Source organism: Pseudomonas sp. BIGb0176 (assembly GCF_024810175.1).
Lineage (GTDB): Bacteria > Pseudomonadota > Gammaproteobacteria > Pseudomonadales > Pseudomonadaceae > Aquipseudomonas > Aquipseudomonas protegens.
In genome coordinates this window covers 574,073-588,018 of the sequence record NZ_JANUEC010000002.1, presented here as the reverse complement: position 1 = coordinate 588,018, position 13,946 = coordinate 574,073, and the positions used below count along the sequence as shown (strand labels likewise).

Genomic DNA, 13,946 nt, shown 5'->3' with positions numbered 1-13,946 from the left:
GTTTCGGTGAACCCGGGGATGGAGGATACTCCCCGGGTTGTTCGATCTGAATTCCGGGGACCCCGATGCCGCTGCAATCCTTGAACAGCCTGTCCGCCGTCGATCCTGCGCAATGGGATGGCCTGCTCAAGGACGGGCAACCCTTTGTGCGCCACGCCTTTCTCAGTGCGCTGGAAGACAGCGGCAGCCTTGGCCCGCGCTCTGGCTGGCAGGCCGAGCACCTGCTGCATGTCGAAGACGGTCGGCTGCTGGCGGCGCTGCCCAGCTATCGCAAATGGCATTCCTACGGCGAATACGTGTTCGATCATGGCTGGGCGGATGCCTGCGACCGGGCCGGAATCGACTACTACCCCAAGCTGCTGACGGCGGTGCCGTTCAGCCCGGTGAGCGGCGCCCGGGTGCTGGCAGCGACCCAGGCAGATGCGCTCGAACTGCTGAAAAGCCTGCCCGGCTACCTGGAGATCGAAGGGCTTTCCAGTGCCCATATCAACTTCACCGACGATTTCAGCGACGCGGCCCTGGCGCAGCAACCGGGCTGGCTGCAGCGCCTGGGCTGCCAGTTTCACTGGCAGAACCGTGGCTACCGGGACTTTCAGGATTTCCTCGATGCCCTGAGCTCGCGCAAGCGCAAGCAGATGCGCAAGGAGCGCGAGCAGGTGGCGGGGCAGGGCATTGATTTCCAGTGGCTTGAAGGCCATGAACTGGACCAGGGGCAGTGGGATTTCGTCTATGCCTGCTACGCCAACACCTACGCGGTGCGGCGCCAGTCACCCTACCTGACCCGAGCATTTTTCAGCCTGCTGGCCGAGCGTATGCCCGAAGCGATCCGCGTGGTCCTGGCCAAGCAGGGCGGGCGCCCGGTGGCCATGGCCTTCAGCCTGGTGGGCGGCGACAGTTTCTATGGGCGCTACTGGGGTTGCCTGGCGGAGTTCGACCGCCTGCATTTCGAGACCTGTTTCTACCAGGGCATGGAGTACGCCATCGCCCAGGGGCTGCAGCGCTTCGACGCCGGCGCCCAGGGCGAGCACAAGCTGATTCGCGGCTTCGAACCGGTGCTCACCCGCTCCTGGCACTACCTGCGCCATCCTGGGCTGAAGGCTGCGGTGAAGGATTTCCTGCAACAGGAACAGGCCGGAATCCGCGCCTATGCGCAAGAGGCGAGGGACGCCTTGCCCTATCGGCAGGCGTGACCCTCGCCGGCGTTGCTCAGCCGTCTTCCTTGCCCAGCCAGCGATAGACCACGCCGCCGATCACTGCGCCAAGGATCGGCGCCAGCCAGAACATCCACAGCTGCTGCAACGCCCAGCCGCCGACGATCAGCGCCGGTCCGGTGCTGCGGGCCGGGTTGACCGAGGTGTTGGTGACCGGGATCGAGATCAGGTGGATCAGGGTCAGGGCCAGGCCGATGGCGATGGGCGCCAGCCCCGCCGGGGCGCGTTTGTCGGTGGCACCGAGGATGATCACCACGAACATCAAGGTCATCACCAACTCACAGACAAAACCCGCGGCCATGGAATAGCCCCCGGGGGAGTGTGCGCCATAGCCGTTGGACGCCAGCCCCGAGGCCAGTTCGAACCCCGGCTTGCCGCTGGCGATGAAGTACAGCAGCGCCGCGGCGATTACCCCGCCGATCACCTGCGCGACGATATAGGCCGGCAGTTCCCTGGCCGGAAAGCGTCCACCCACCACCAGCCCGACGGACACCGCGGGGTTCAAGTGGCAACCGGAGATATGGCCGATGGCGAAGGCCATGGTCAGCACCGTCAGGCCGAAGGCCAGGGCGACCCCGAGCAGGCCGATACCGACGTTGGGAAAGGCCGCCGCCAGAACGGCGCTGCCGCAACCGCCCAGGACCAGCCAGAACGTACCGAGCAATTCGGTGACAGAACGTTTGAACAAAGACATGAGAGAGTCCTTGATAGGTCAACCTATCAACGCGATACAACTGTTATGCATCCCGCAGGTTAACTACAGGTTCCGCTCCGGAACCTAGGCTCATTACAGCAGGCTTTCGGCGCAATTCCACTCGCCCATGAAAAACGCCAGAGCCCCCTGAAAACGGGGCTCTGGCGCATTGTGCGGCAACTTTCTGTAGCTGATCAGCACCCTGTAGCCGCCGCCGGTCAGTCGATGCCGACGAAGCCTCCGGTCTGGTGCTGCCACAGGCGCGCATACAGGCCGCCGTGGGCCAGCAGTTCGGCGTGGGTACCGGTCTCGGCGATGCGCCCCTGTTCCAGGACCACCAGGCGGTCCATGCGGGCGATGGTGGAGAGGCGGTGGGCGATGGCGATCACGGTCTTGCCTTGCATCAGGGTCTCCAGGCTTTCCTGGATCGCCGCTTCCACTTCCGAGTCCAGGGCCGAGGTGGCTTCGTCCATGATCAGGATCGGCGCATCCTTGAGCAGCACCCGGGCAATGGCGATGCGCTGGCGCTGGCCTCCGGACAACTTGACCCCGCGCTCGCCGACATGGGCATCGAAGCCGGTGCGGCCCTGGGCGTCGGACAACAACGGGATGAACTCGTCGGCGCGGGCCTTGCGCACTGCTTCCCAGAGTTGCTCGTCGGTGGCGTCGGGGCGGCCGTAGAGCAGGTTGTCGCGGATCGAGCGGTGCAGCAGCGAGGTGTCCTGGGTGATCATGCCGATGCGTTCGCGCAGGCTTTCCTGGGTTACCCCGGCGATGTCCTGGCCGTCGATGAGGATCTTGCCGCCCTGCAGGTCGTAGAGGCGCAGCAGCAGGTTGACCAGGGTCGACTTGCCCGCCCCGGACGGGCCGATCAGGCCGATCTTCTCCCCGGGGCGGATCTCCAGGTTGAGGTCGCTGATGACCCGATTGGCCTTGCCATAGTGGAATTCCACATGTTCGAAACGCACGCCGCCCTGGGCCACCGCCAGCTTCGGTGCCTGCTCGCGGTCGGTGAGTTGCAGGGGCTGGGCGATGGTCTTCAGGCCGTCCTCGACCATGCCGATGTTTTCGAAAATGCCGTTGATCACCCACATGATCCAGCCGGACATGTTGACGATGCGGATCACCAGCCCGGTCGCCAGGGCAATGGCCCCGGCGCTGATCAGCGACTGGCTCCACAGCCACAGGGCCAGGCCGGTGGTGCCGGCGATCAGCAGGCCGTTGAGGCTGGTGATGGTCACGTCCATGGCGGTGACCACGCGCCCGGCCAGCTGGCTCTTTTCGGTCTGCTCGGCGATCGCCTCGCGGGCGTAGCTCTGCTCGAAGTGGGTGTGGGCGAAGAGCTTGAGGGTGGTGATGTTGGTGTAGCCGTCGACGATTCGCCCCATCAGCTTGGAGCGGGCGTCGGAGGCGTCCACCGAGCGCTTCTGGATGCGTGGCACGAAGTAGCGCATGGCACCGATGAAGCCGGCGATCCACAGCAGCAGCGGGATCATCAGGCGCCAGTCGGCGTCGGCGAACAGCACCAGGGAACCGATGGCGTAGATGGTCACGTGCCACAGGGCATCGATCACCTGCACCGAGGAGTCCTGCAGCGAATAGCCGGTCTGCATGATGCGCTGGGCGATGCGCCCGGCGAAGTCGTTCTGGAAGAAGTTCAGGCTCTGGCGCAGCACGTAGCTGTGGTTCTGCCAGCGGATCAGGCTGGTCATGCCAGGGTTGATGGTCTGGTGCATCAGGAGGTCGTGCAGGCCCACCATCAGGGGCCGGAACAGCAGCGCCACCACCGCCATCCAGGCCAGTTCCAGGCCGTGGTCGGTGAACACCTGGACGCTGGGGGTGCCCTGGGCCAGGTCGATGATGGTGCTCAGGTAGCTGAACAGCGACACCTCGATCAGGGCCACGAACAGGCCCACCACCAGCAGGGCGACGAAGCTCGGCCAGACTTGCTTGATGTAGTGGAAGTAGAAGGGCAGGACCCGGTTGGGCGGGGTGGCGCTGGGAGCGTCGCGGAAGATGTCGATCAGTTGTTCAAAACGACGAAAGAGCATGGGGTCTGAAGCCCGGGGTACGGGCTCTCCTGTGCAGAAAACGGACGGGGCGCCGGGTAGGGCGCCGCCGTCGGGACAGGCTGCGAAGTATCAGTCGATACGCTTGGCCGACTTGATCAGTACCGGGTCGATCGGCACGTTCTGCATGCCCTGCTTGGTGGTGGTCTGGGAGTTGACGATCTGGTCCACCACGTCCATGCCGCTCACCACCTTGGCGAATACGGCGTAGCCGGCATCGCGGCCCGGGTCGAGGAAGGCGTTGTCGGCGACGTTGATGAAGAACTGGCTGGTGGCCGAGTTGGGGTTCGAGGTACGGGCCATGGACAGGGTGCCACGCACGTTATGCAGGCCGTTGGAGGCTTCGTTCTTGATCGGGTCGCGGGTGTCTTTCTGCACCATCTGCGCGGTGAAGCCACCGCCCTGGACCATGAACCCCGGGATCACCCGGTGGAAGATGGTGTTGGTGTAGAAGCCGCTGTCGACGTAGTCGAGGAAGTTCTTGCTGGAGATCGGTGCCTTGACCGGGTCCAGTTCCACTTCGATCTTGCCGAAGCTGGTGTCCAGCAGGACGTGGGGCGCCTTGGCCGGTTGCGCGGCCATCAGGTTGGCCGCGAAGAGTACGGAGCCGGCGACGAGGGCGATTTTTTTCAGCATGGGTCAGTGATCCTGGGTGGTGGTGTCGACTGTGGTCATGAAGTCCAGCAGGGTTTGGTTGAAGCGCTGCGGCTGGTCCAGCGGCGTGGCGTGTCGGGAGTCCTCGATCACCACCAGCCGCGCGTCCGGCAGCAGTTTGACATAAGCCTCCTTGAGCGCCACCGGGGTGTAGTCGCGGTCGGCGCTGACGACCAGGGTTGGACAGGTGATTCGCGACAGACGTTCCTGAACCCCCCAACCGACGATGGCGTCGAAGCTGGCGAGATAAGCACGTTTGTCGTTTTTTGCCCAGCGCTCGGCCATCTTCTGTCGCAGCTCGCCCTGTTCCGGCTTGGGAAACAGCCGCGGGCCCAGGGCCTTGCCGATGGCGCTCGGGCTCAGCACCCGGGCCAGGCTCCAGCGCTTGAACCACTGCCAGTAGTCGTTGGCGCTGCGCAGCTTGACCTCGGGGCCGCTGTTGACGATGCACAGGCTCTTGAGCAACTGCGGCTGGTCCACCCCCAGCTGGAAGCCGATCATGCCGCCCATGGACAGCCCGACGTAGTGGGCCGGGCCCAGGTTCAGGTGCTCGATCAGCGCCACGATGTCGGCGGTGAAGCCTTTGATGCTGTAGCGCTCCCGGGGCTTGTCGGAGCGCCCGTGGCCGCGGATGTCCGGGACGATCAGCCGATAGCGGGCCGAGAGCGCGGGGATCTGTTTTTCCCAGTCCAGGGCGCTGGAACCCAGGCCATGGACCAGCAGCAGGGGTTCGCCCCGGCCGTATTCCTCGTAGTGCAGGGTGCAACCTTCATGCTCGAAATAGGCCATGGCAGAACTCCTGTTCTGGTGGGTGGGGCGTCAGGCTTGCTCGGGGGCGGCAAAGGGCGCATCCAGGGGCGCGGTGTCGAAGGTGCGCAGCAGCTCCACGAGGATCTGCGTCGCCGGGCCCAGGGGTTTGTCCTTGTTGGAGTAAAGGTAGAAGGTCGGGTGGCGGCTGCCGCCCTGGTCCAGGGGCAGGACCTTGAGCAGGCCTTCGCGCAGCTCGCGCTCGATCAGGTGCCGGGGCAGCCAGGCAAAGCCCAGGCCGCTGCCGACGAAGGTCGCGGCGGTGGCCAGGCTGCCCACGGTCCAGCGCTGTTCGGCGCCGAGCCAGCCGACATCGCGCGGTTGCTGGCGGCCGGAGTCGCGGATCACCACTTGCAGCTGGCTTTCCAGGTCCTGGAAGTGCAGTTCCCGCTGCAGGCGGTGCAGGGCGTGTTCCGGGTGGGCCACGGCGACGAACTCCACCGAGCTCATCTCGGTACCCAGGTAGCCGGGAATGTTGAAGCCGCTGATGGCCAGGTCGGCCACCCCTTCGAGCAGCACTTCCTCGACCCCGGACAGCACTTCCTCGCGCAGGCGCACGCGGCAGCCACGGCTTTGCGGCATGAAGGCGGTCAGGGCGCGTACCAGGCGCGCGTTGGGGTAGGCAGCGTCCACCACCAGCCGCACTTCGGCTTCCCAGCCCTGTTCCATATGGTGGGCCAGGTCTTCCAGCTGGCTGGCCTGCTTGACCAGTTGCCGGGAGCGGCGCAGCAACACGCCGCCGGCTTCGGTGAGCACTGCCTTGCGGCCGTCGATGCGCAGCAGCGGCACGCCGAGCTGGTCCTGCATGCGGGCCACGGTGTAGCTGACCGAGGACTGGGACCGGTGCAGCGCTTCGGCGGCCTGGGCGAAACCGCCGTGGTCGACCACCGCCTGCAGGGTGCGCCATTGATCCAGGGTCACGCGGGGCGCTTTCATGAGGGGCTCCTCTTGTCCTAAGCTGGCGCTCCTTACTGGAGACTGCCGAATGAGAAAATTCTGTTGTGTGTTGCTGGCTCTGTTGCCCTTGAGCGCCTGGGCCTATCCCATCGAAGTCGAGAAGCAGCTCAACGGCCAGAGCATCGATTACACGGCCTATGACACCGATGAAGACATCGGCTCCATCCAGTTGAACAACTACGGCAAGAGCGATGCGCTGTGCTCGGTGGTGTTTCGCAATGGCCCCGAAGCGCCGCGCACCCGCAAGGTGGAAGTCGCCGCAGGGCAGAGCAAGAACGTTACCGCCAAGTTCAATCGCAAGATCATCAAGCTGCGCCTGGACCTGACCTGCCAGGCCAAATGATCGAAGTGGGCCCGGCCCGGCCGGTTGCTGCAGGGCTGGCTCCGCTTATAAACGAATTTGTTGATTGGTTATAGCAGTTATTTGCGCTTTTTCATCGATATCACTCTGTTTAATCTGCGCTCCATCGACTTACGCATACCCCGATGGAGATTTGTGCCATGTCCCGCGTCCTGATCATTGAAAGCAGTGCCCGCCAGCAGGATTCCGTATCCCGCCAGTTGACCCAGACCTTTATCCAGCAATGGCAAGCCGCCCACCCGGGTGATTCGATCACGGTACGCGACCTGGCCCGCAACCCGGTGCCGCACCTGGATGCCAACCTGCTGGGGGGCTGGATGAAACCCGCCGAGCAGCGCAGCGCCGCCGAGCAGGACTCCCTGCAACGCTCCAATGAATTGACCGAGGAATTGCTGGCCGCCGACGTCCTGGTCATGGCCGCGCCGATGTACAACTTCGCCATTCCCAGCACCCTCAAGGCCTGGCTCGACCACGTACTGCGCGCCGGGGTGACCTTCAAGTACACCGACACCGGGCCCCAGGGCCTGCTCACCGGCAAGCGTGCCTACGTGCTTACTGCCCGCGGCGGTATCTACGCCGGCAGCACCGCGGACCACCAGGAACCCTACCTGCGCCAGGTGATGGGCTTTATCGGCATCCACGATGTGGAGTTCATCCACGCCGAAGGCCTGAACCTGGGGGGGGACTTCCACGAGAAGGGCCTGAACCAGGCCAATGCCAAGCTGGCCCAGGTGGCCTGAGCCGCGACTCTTGAGCCCAGGCGCCGCTCAGCGAAGGGCAGGGCGGCGCCGTTAATCTGCAGATAATCCACCGGTGTTCAAGTAGCGCCTGCGCATCCCCCTTCAAGCCGGTTCGCGCATCGAACCTCCCTTTGTACTGGTTGCTCCTTCAGTACCGACGCCCGATTGCACGCCTAGCGAGATCGGGCTTTTTTTTGCCCGGGATTTCATCTGAGGGGGCAAAACCGCTATCGTCGCCGCCATTCAAGACGAGGCGAACATGGGCTATCTACTTTTTGTCACGCTGATCCAGGCGTTTTCCTTCAGCCTGATCGGCGAATACCTGGCCGGGCATGTCGACAGTTACTTCGCGGTGCTGGTGCGGGTGCTGCTGGCGGGGCTGGTGTTCATTCCACTGACCCGCTGGCGCCGGGTGGCCCCGGCCTTCATGCGCGGCATGCTGCTGATCGGTGCGCTGCAGTTCGGCATCACCTACGTGTGCCTGTACCTGAGCTTTCGCGTGCTGACGGTGCCGGAAGTACTGCTGTTCACCATCCTCACGCCGTTGCATGTGACCCTGATCGAAGACGCCCTGAACCGGCGCTTCAACCCCTGGGGCCTGCTGGCGGCGCTGGTGGCGGTGGCAGGCGCGGTGGTGATCCGCTACGACAGCGTCAACCCGGACTTCTTCATGGGCTTCTTGCTGCTGCAACTGGCCAACTTCACCTATGCCGCCGGGCAAGTGCTGTACAAGCACCTGGTGGCGCGCTACCCCAGCGACGAGCCGCACTACCGGCGCTTCGGCTACTTCTACCTGGGGGCGCTGCTGGTGGTGTTGCCGGCGTTCCTGCTGTTCGGCAAGGCCCACTACCTGCCCGACGCGCCGCTGCAATGGGCGGTGCTGCTGTTCCTCGGCCTGGTGTCCACGGCCCTGGGCATGTACTGGTGGAACAAGGGCGCGTGCCTGGTGACGGGCGCCACCCTGGCGGTGATGAACAACCTGCATGTGCCGGTGGGGCTGTTGATCAACCTGCTGATCTGGAACCAGCACGAAGACCTGGGGCGGCTGTTGCTGGGCGGGTTGGTGATTCTGGGGGCGGTGTGGATCAGCCGCCGGGGCGCGGCGCCGCGCCTGACGCCCTAACCTGTAGGAGCCGGCTTGCCGGCGAAAGGGCCCGCAAGCGTTGCGTCTGGCCGGCCAACGCCTTCGCTGGCAAGCCAGCTCCTACCGGGTTACAGAGCCTGCTTCTCTACTGTCGGTACATGGCTGGCACCCAGCACCGCCGGCAGCAGGCCGGCCCGCAGGTCGGTGCCGCTGGGCTGCTGGTACAGGTTCAGGCCGAATTCCGGCATCACCGCCAGCAGGTAATCGAAGATATCCCCCTGGATGCGCTCGTAATCCACCCACGCGGTGGTGCGGGTGAAGCAGTAGATCTCCAGGGGAATGCCCTGGGCCGTGGTCTGCATCTGGCGCACCATGCAGGTCATGTTCGGCTGGATTTCCGGGTGGCTCTTCAGGTACGCCAGGGCATAGGCGCGAAAGGTGCCGATATTGGTCATGCGCCGGCGGTTGGCCGACAGCGCGGCGACGTTGCCCTGGGCTTCGTTCCAGCTTTTGAGCTCGGACTGCTTGCGCCCGATGTAGTCGGTGAGCAGGCGCACCTTGCTCAGGCGCACTTCTTCGTCGTCATGCAGGAAGCGCACGCCGCTGGCGTCGATGTACAGGCTGCGCTTGATCCGCCGGCCGCCGGACTGCTGCATGCCGCGCCAGTTCTTGAACGATTCGCTCATCAACCGCCAGGTGGGGATGGAGACAATGGTCTTGTCGAAGTTCTGCACCTTGACCGTGTGCAGGGTGATGTCCACCACGTCGCCGTCAGCGCCGACCTGGGGCATTTCGATCCAGTCGCCGACCCGCAGCATGTCGTTGCTGGTCAACTGTACGCTGGCCACGAAGGACAGCAGGGTGTCCTTGTAGACCAACAGGATCACCGCCGACATGGCGCCCAGGCCCGACAGCAGCAACAGCGGCGAGCGGTCGATCAGGGTGGCGACGATGATGATCGCGCCAAACACGTACAACACCATTTTCGCCAACTGCACATAGCCCTTGATCGAGCGGGTGCGGGCGTGTTCGGTGCGCGCGTAGATGTCCAGCAGGGCATTGAGCAGGGCGCTCAGGGCCAGGAGCTGGAACAGGATGGTGAAGGCCATGGCCAGGTTGCCGAGGAACAGCAGGCTGGTCTTGCTCAGCTCCGGTACCAGGTGCAGGCCGAACTGGATCACCAGGGATGGAGTCATCTGTGCCAGGCGGTGGAACACCTTGTTGTGGCGCAGGTCGTTGAGCCAGTGCAGGGCCGGCTGGCGGCCCAGCAGCTTGACCGCGTGCAGGACCAGGTAGCGTGCCACTCGTCCGACCAGCAGGGCGACCACCAGTAACAGGGCCAGGCCGATGCCGGCGTGCAGGAGAGGGTGTTGGTCGAGTGCTCCCCAGAGATCCTGGGTATTGAGCCAGAGCTGTTTGAAATCCATGGGCTAAAACGATTCTTCTATAAGGCACAGGAGGGGGATTAGAGCATTTAACCCTGGGAAAGTTACGGTTAAGGACAAATCGGTTAACAAAAAACCAACTCTTTGCCACCGTTTGCACAAAGAAACTCGGCCTTCGCGCTCGAAACCGGTACCCTATGCAGCTGTTTTTTTGCATATCTTCGAGGTAGCACCCGTGTTTTCCCAATTCGCCCTGCACGAACGCCTGCTCAAAGCCGTGGCCGAGCTTAAATTTGTCGAGCCGACGCCGGTGCAAGCAGCGGCTATTCCGCTCGCGCTGCAAGGGCGTGACCTGCGGGTGACGGCACAAACCGGTAGCGGCAAGACCGCGGCTTTTGTCCTGCCGATCCTCAATCGCCTGATCGGCCCGGCGAAGATCCGCGTCAGCATCAAGACCCTGATCCTGCTGCCGACTCGGGAACTGGCCCAGCAGACCCTCAAGGAAGTCGAGCGTTTCTCCCAGTTCACCTTCATCAAGTCGGGCCTGATCACCGGTGGTGAAGACTTCAAGGTCCAGGCTGCCATGCTGCGCAAGGTGCCGGACATCCTCATCGGCACTCCGGGGCGCATGCTGGAGCAACTCAACGCCGGCAACCTGGATTTGAAGGAAGTCGAAGTGCTGGTGCTCGACGAAGCCGACCGCATGCTCGACATGGGCTTTGCCGAAGACGTGCAGCGCCTGGTGGACGAATGCCCGAACCGCCAGCAGACCATGCTGTTCTCCGCCACCACTGGCGGCTCCGGCCTGCGGGAAATGGTCGCCAAGGTCCTCAACAACCCTGAGCACCTGCAACTCAACAGCGTCAGCCAGCTGAACGAAACCACCCGTCAGCAGATCATCACCGCCGACCACAACCAGCACAAAGAACAGATCGTCAACTGGCTGCTGGCCAACGAGACCTACCAGAAGGCCATCGTCTTCACCAACACCCGGGCCATGGCCGACCGCATCTACGGCCGCCTGGTGGCCCAGGACTACAAGGCTTTCGTCCTGCACGGTGAAAAGGACCAGAAGGACCGCAAGCTGGCCATCGACCGCCTGAAGCAGGGCGGGGTGAAGATCCTCGTGGCCACTGACGTCGCTGCCCGCGGCCTGGACGTTGACGGCCTGGACCTGGTGATCAACTTCGACATGCCGCGCAGCGGCGACGAATACGTGCACCGCATCGGCCGCACCGGCCGTGCCGGCAACGATGGCCTGGCCATCTCGCTGATCTGCCACGGCGACTGGAACCTGATGTCGAGCATCGAGCGCTACCTCAAGCAGAGCTTCGAGCGCCGCACCATCAAGGAAGTCAAAGGCACCTACAGCGGGCCGAAGAAGGTCAAGGCCTCCGGCAAGGCGGTGGGCGTGAAGAAGAAAAAGACCGACGCCAAGGGCGACAAGAAAAAGGCCGTGGCCAAGGCCCCGACCAAGCGCAAGACCGCCAACCGGCCCAAGAGCGACAGCCTGGTCAGCCAGGATGGCCTGGCGCCGCTCAAACGCCGCAAGCCACAGGCCCCCGCCGCTGAATAAGCCTGGCGCCTGATGCAGATGAAAAGCCCGGACCTGGTCCGGGCTTTTTGCTTTGCGGGTGTCAGCTCTCGGCCTTTTTCTCGGCAGTGGCCAGTTCCTTGAGCCGCTGATCGATCAACTGGCAATTGTCCGGCAGGTCCTTGCTGGAGGTGCTCAGGTCCATCTTCTGCAGTTCGGCATTGATCTCCTTGGCCTTGGCCGGGTTCTGCTCGGTGATCTTGCTGACTTCCTGGGCCAGCTGTTCGCGCTTGGCGGTGGCTTCGTCCGGGGTGCAGGCCCAGGTGGGCAGGGCGAACAGCAGGCTGCTGGCGAGGGTAAGAATGCTCAGGTTGTTCATGGCGTAGGCCTCGTGATTCGGAACGGGCAGTCATCCGGTTGAGGCAGCGGAGGCAGGGAAAGTTCAGTTGGATTGAGCCGGTGGCCGCGGCTTTGATTGCCGTGCCTGATCAGGAATTCTTACTCGGCAATTCAGATGGATCTGATTTGCCGGCGTCGCCGATAGCTCTAGCATCCGGCCTTGTAGCAGGGCGCGTGCCCCGCAAAACCAGCCATCCATCGACGATGCTCGCGCTTAATTGACGTCAGAATGGTGGCACATTAACATCGCGCGCCCTTTCTCTACCCTTGCTGCCGTTTCGAAGGACCGAATATGTCTCTCTCCACCCTCGGGATGAGGTTGTGCTGTGCCTTGTCCTGCTTGCTGCTGGTCACTGCGCTGCCCAGCGCCACTGCCGCGCCGTTGCCGGGCCCGGCTTTCAACCCCGGCGACCAGGACCTGATCCGCGACCGCCAGAATCGCCTGCTGGAAGAACAGCAGCGGCGCCTCGAAGAACTCAAGGACCTGCCCGGCAAGAGCGCCGCGCCTGTAGCGCCCACGGCGCCGGCCGACAGCCGCTGCTTCCCGATCAAGGACATCCAGCTCAAGGGCGCCGACTCGCTGTCGGCTGCCGAGCGCGAGCGCCTGCTCCAGCCCTACATCGGCCAGTGCCTGGGGGTAGCGCAGCTCAATGAACTGCTCAAGGTCATCACCGACCGCTATATCGAAAAAGGCCTGGTCACCAGCCGTGCCTACCTGCCGCAGCAAGACCTCTCCAGCGGCCACCTGCAAGTGCTGGTGGTGGAAGGCAAGCTCGAAGGGCTCAAGGCCGCCGAAGACAGCAAGCTCAGTGCCCGTGAGCTGAACATGGCCTTCCCCGGCAGTAGCGGTGAGCTGCTCAACCTGCGGCAGATCGAACAGATGGTGGACCAGCTCAACCGCCTGCCGTCGAACCAGGCGCAGATGGAACTGGCCCCGGGCCAGGCCGTGGGCGGCAGCGAGGTCTTGGTCAAGAACAACGCGCAAAAGCCCTGGCGCGTTGGCCTATCACGCAGCAACGAGGGCCAGAAGAGCACCGGCGAGCAGCAGTGGGGCAGCTCCTTCGAATGGGACAGCCCCCTGGGGCTGGCCGACCAACTGGTGCTGCGCGGCGGCCACGACGCCATCAGCGACCACCAGAAAACCTCGCGCAACGCCATGCTCTATTACAACCTGCCGTTTGGCTGGTGGAACCTCAGCTACAGCTACAGCCAGAGCGAATACCGTTCCCTGGCCCAGGGCCAGGGCTTCAACTTCAAGCAGACCGGCGACAGCCAGAACCATCAACTGCGCCTGGAGCGGGTGATCCATCGCGACGCCCTGAGCAAGACCTCGCTGAACAGCGGCCTGAGCTACCTGCGCACCAACAACTACATCGAAGACAGCAAGCTGAGTAACAGCAGCAACCGCCTCAGCGAAGCCCAGTTCGGCATCAACCACGGCCGGCGTATCGGCAGTGCCTTCCTCAACCTCGACCTGGGGCTGCAGGACGGTATTGGCGCCTTCGATGCCCAGCGCGAAAACCAGCGCGACAAATACGGCAATCGCCAGGCCAACGCCCGCTACCGCAAGTACACCGCCACCGCCAGCTACCTGCAGCCGTTCAAACTGGGGGAAGAGTCCCTGGTGTTCAGCAGCCTGGTCACCGGCCAGCGCAGCGAGGACCTGCTGTTCAGTTCGCAACGCATGAGCCTGGGCAGCCAGTCCTCGATCCGCGGCTACAAGGACCAGAGCCTGAACGGCGACAGCGGCTACTACTGGCGCAACGACCTGCGCTGGACTCGTCCGGTGGGCTGGGACTGGCTGCGTCCGGTGTTCGCCGAATACGGCACGGGGCTGGGCTATGACTTCGGCGCGATCCGCAACGACCGCTACAACGCCGAGCAGCATGGCCGGGTCTCCAGCGACTCCATCGAATTCTTCGCCCGGGGCAAGCACCTTGCCGCCAGCGTGACCTTTGCCCATTCCCTCGAACGGCCCGAAGCCCTGAGTGAACGGGAAGCCCCGATCTATTTCCGCCTGGACCTGTTCCTTTAACTCCGCTCTTTGCCCG

13 protein-coding genes are annotated in these 13,946 nt (G+C 63.8%); 6 read left to right on the top strand and 7 right to left on the bottom strand.

Annotated elements, in window-relative coordinates; genetic code table 11:
* Nucleotides 1-65 precede the first annotated feature (65 nt).
* Nucleotides 66-1,190, top strand: a complete 1,125-nt coding sequence (locus M2395_RS13575) for a GNAT family N-acetyltransferase (RefSeq protein ID WP_041116577.1) — start codon at nt 66-68, stop codon at nt 1,188-1,190.
* A gap of 16 nt (nt 1,191-1,206) precedes the next feature.
* Here the strand turns inward: M2395_RS13575 and aqpZ are convergent, their stop codons facing one another.
* The 5 genes from aqpZ to M2395_RS13550 all read right to left on the bottom strand — a co-directional run bounded on the left by aqpZ (nt 1,207) and on the right by M2395_RS13550 (nt 6,371).
* Nucleotides 1,207-1,905, bottom strand: a complete 699-nt coding sequence (aqpZ, locus tag M2395_RS13570) for an aquaporin Z (RefSeq protein WP_011059878.1) — start codon at nt 1,903-1,905, stop codon at nt 1,207-1,209.
* A 218-nt stretch (nt 1,906-2,123) separates the two neighbouring features.
* A complete protein-coding gene (locus tag M2395_RS13565; RefSeq protein ID WP_077933561.1) occupies nt 2,124-3,956 on the bottom strand; it encodes an ABC transporter ATP-binding protein in 1,833 nt (610 codons plus the stop codon).
* A gap of 90 nt (nt 3,957-4,046) precedes the next feature.
* Nucleotides 4,047-4,610, bottom strand: coding sequence for a peptidylprolyl isomerase A (locus M2395_RS13560; protein ID WP_011059880.1), 564 nt, complete (start codon nt 4,608-4,610; stop codon nt 4,047-4,049).
* Between the two features lie 3 nt (nt 4,611-4,613).
* A complete protein-coding gene (locus M2395_RS13555) occupies nt 4,614-5,417 on the bottom strand; it encodes an alpha/beta fold hydrolase (RefSeq protein WP_011059881.1) in 804 nt (267 codons plus the stop codon).
* 30 nt (nt 5,418-5,447) lie between these two features.
* Nucleotides 5,448-6,371, bottom strand: a complete 924-nt coding sequence (locus M2395_RS13550; RefSeq protein ID WP_011059882.1) for a LysR family transcriptional regulator — start codon at nt 6,369-6,371, stop codon at nt 5,448-5,450.
* A 49-nt stretch (nt 6,372-6,420) separates the two neighbouring features.
* Between M2395_RS13550 and M2395_RS13545 the strand changes: the two genes are divergently transcribed.
* The 3 genes from M2395_RS13545 to M2395_RS13535 all read left to right on the top strand — a co-directional run bounded on the left by M2395_RS13545 (nt 6,421) and on the right by M2395_RS13535 (nt 8,616).
* Nucleotides 6,421-6,735 (top strand): hypothetical protein, encoded by a 315-nt coding sequence (locus tag M2395_RS13545; RefSeq protein WP_011059883.1) that lies wholly within the window; start codon nt 6,421-6,423, stop codon nt 6,733-6,735.
* A gap of 158 nt (nt 6,736-6,893) precedes the next feature.
* On the top strand, nt 6,894-7,493 hold the full coding sequence (locus M2395_RS13540; protein ID WP_011059884.1) for an FMN-dependent NADH-azoreductase: 600 nt from the start codon (nt 6,894-6,896) through the stop codon (nt 7,491-7,493).
* Between the two features lie 259 nt (nt 7,494-7,752).
* Nucleotides 7,753-8,616, top strand: coding sequence for a carboxylate/amino acid/amine transporter (locus M2395_RS13535; protein ID WP_011059885.1), 864 nt, complete (start codon nt 7,753-7,755; stop codon nt 8,614-8,616).
* Between the two features lie 89 nt (nt 8,617-8,705).
* On the opposite strand, the gene M2395_RS13530 is transcribed toward M2395_RS13535, so the two are convergent.
* The gene (locus M2395_RS13530) at nt 8,706-10,004 is read right to left on the bottom strand and encodes a mechanosensitive ion channel family protein (RefSeq protein ID WP_011059886.1); all 1,299 of its coding nucleotides are present in this window, start codon (nt 10,002-10,004) and stop codon (nt 8,706-8,708) included.
* 193 nt (nt 10,005-10,197) lie between these two features.
* Between M2395_RS13530 and M2395_RS13525 the strand changes: the two genes are divergently transcribed.
* Nucleotides 10,198-11,538, top strand: a complete 1,341-nt coding sequence (locus M2395_RS13525; protein WP_011059887.1) for a DEAD/DEAH box helicase — start codon at nt 10,198-10,200, stop codon at nt 11,536-11,538.
* A gap of 61 nt (nt 11,539-11,599) precedes the next feature.
* Here the strand turns inward: M2395_RS13525 and M2395_RS13520 are convergent, their stop codons facing one another.
* A complete protein-coding gene (locus tag M2395_RS13520) occupies nt 11,600-11,875 on the bottom strand; it encodes a hypothetical protein (RefSeq protein ID WP_053156863.1) in 276 nt (91 codons plus the stop codon).
* Nucleotides 11,876-12,187: 312 nt separating this feature from the next.
* On the opposite strand from M2395_RS13520, the gene M2395_RS13515 reads away from it, so the two are divergent.
* The gene (locus tag M2395_RS13515; RefSeq protein ID WP_053156866.1) at nt 12,188-13,930 is read left to right on the top strand and encodes a ShlB/FhaC/HecB family hemolysin secretion/activation protein; all 1,743 of its coding nucleotides are present in this window, start codon (nt 12,188-12,190) and stop codon (nt 13,928-13,930) included.
* Nucleotides 13,931-13,946: the final 16 nt, after the last annotated feature.

What these genes read in the sequence shown, in the direction of transcription:
- M2395_RS13575 (WP_041116577.1), top strand. Translation starts at nt 66, where the DNA reads ATGCCGCTGCAATCCTTGAACAGCCTGTCCGCCGTCGATCCTGCGCAA.
- aqpZ (WP_011059878.1), bottom strand. Translation starts at nt 1,905, where the DNA reads ATGTCTTTGTTCAAACGTTCTGTCACCGAATTGCTCGGTACGTTCTGG.
- M2395_RS13565 (WP_077933561.1), bottom strand. Translation starts at nt 3,956, where the DNA reads ATGCTCTTTCGTCGTTTTGAACAACTGATCGACATCTTCCGCGACGCT.
- M2395_RS13560 (WP_011059880.1), bottom strand. Translation starts at nt 4,610, where the DNA reads ATGCTGAAAAAAATCGCCCTCGTCGCCGGCTCCGTACTCTTCGCGGCC.
- M2395_RS13555 (WP_011059881.1), bottom strand. Translation starts at nt 5,417, where the DNA reads ATGGCCTATTTCGAGCATGAAGGTTGCACCCTGCACTACGAGGAATAC.
- M2395_RS13550 (WP_011059882.1), bottom strand. Translation starts at nt 6,371, where the DNA reads ATGAAAGCGCCCCGCGTGACCCTGGATCAATGGCGCACCCTGCAGGCG.
- M2395_RS13545 (WP_011059883.1), top strand. Translation starts at nt 6,421, where the DNA reads ATGAGAAAATTCTGTTGTGTGTTGCTGGCTCTGTTGCCCTTGAGCGCC.
- M2395_RS13540 (WP_011059884.1), top strand. Translation starts at nt 6,894, where the DNA reads ATGTCCCGCGTCCTGATCATTGAAAGCAGTGCCCGCCAGCAGGATTCC.
- M2395_RS13535 (WP_011059885.1), top strand. Translation starts at nt 7,753, where the DNA reads ATGGGCTATCTACTTTTTGTCACGCTGATCCAGGCGTTTTCCTTCAGC.
- M2395_RS13530 (WP_011059886.1), bottom strand. Translation starts at nt 10,004, where the DNA reads ATGGATTTCAAACAGCTCTGGCTCAATACCCAGGATCTCTGGGGAGCA.
- M2395_RS13520 (WP_053156863.1), bottom strand. Translation starts at nt 11,875, where the DNA reads ATGAACAACCTGAGCATTCTTACCCTCGCCAGCAGCCTGCTGTTCGCC.
- M2395_RS13515 (WP_053156866.1), top strand. Translation starts at nt 12,188, where the DNA reads ATGTCTCTCTCCACCCTCGGGATGAGGTTGTGCTGTGCCTTGTCCTGC.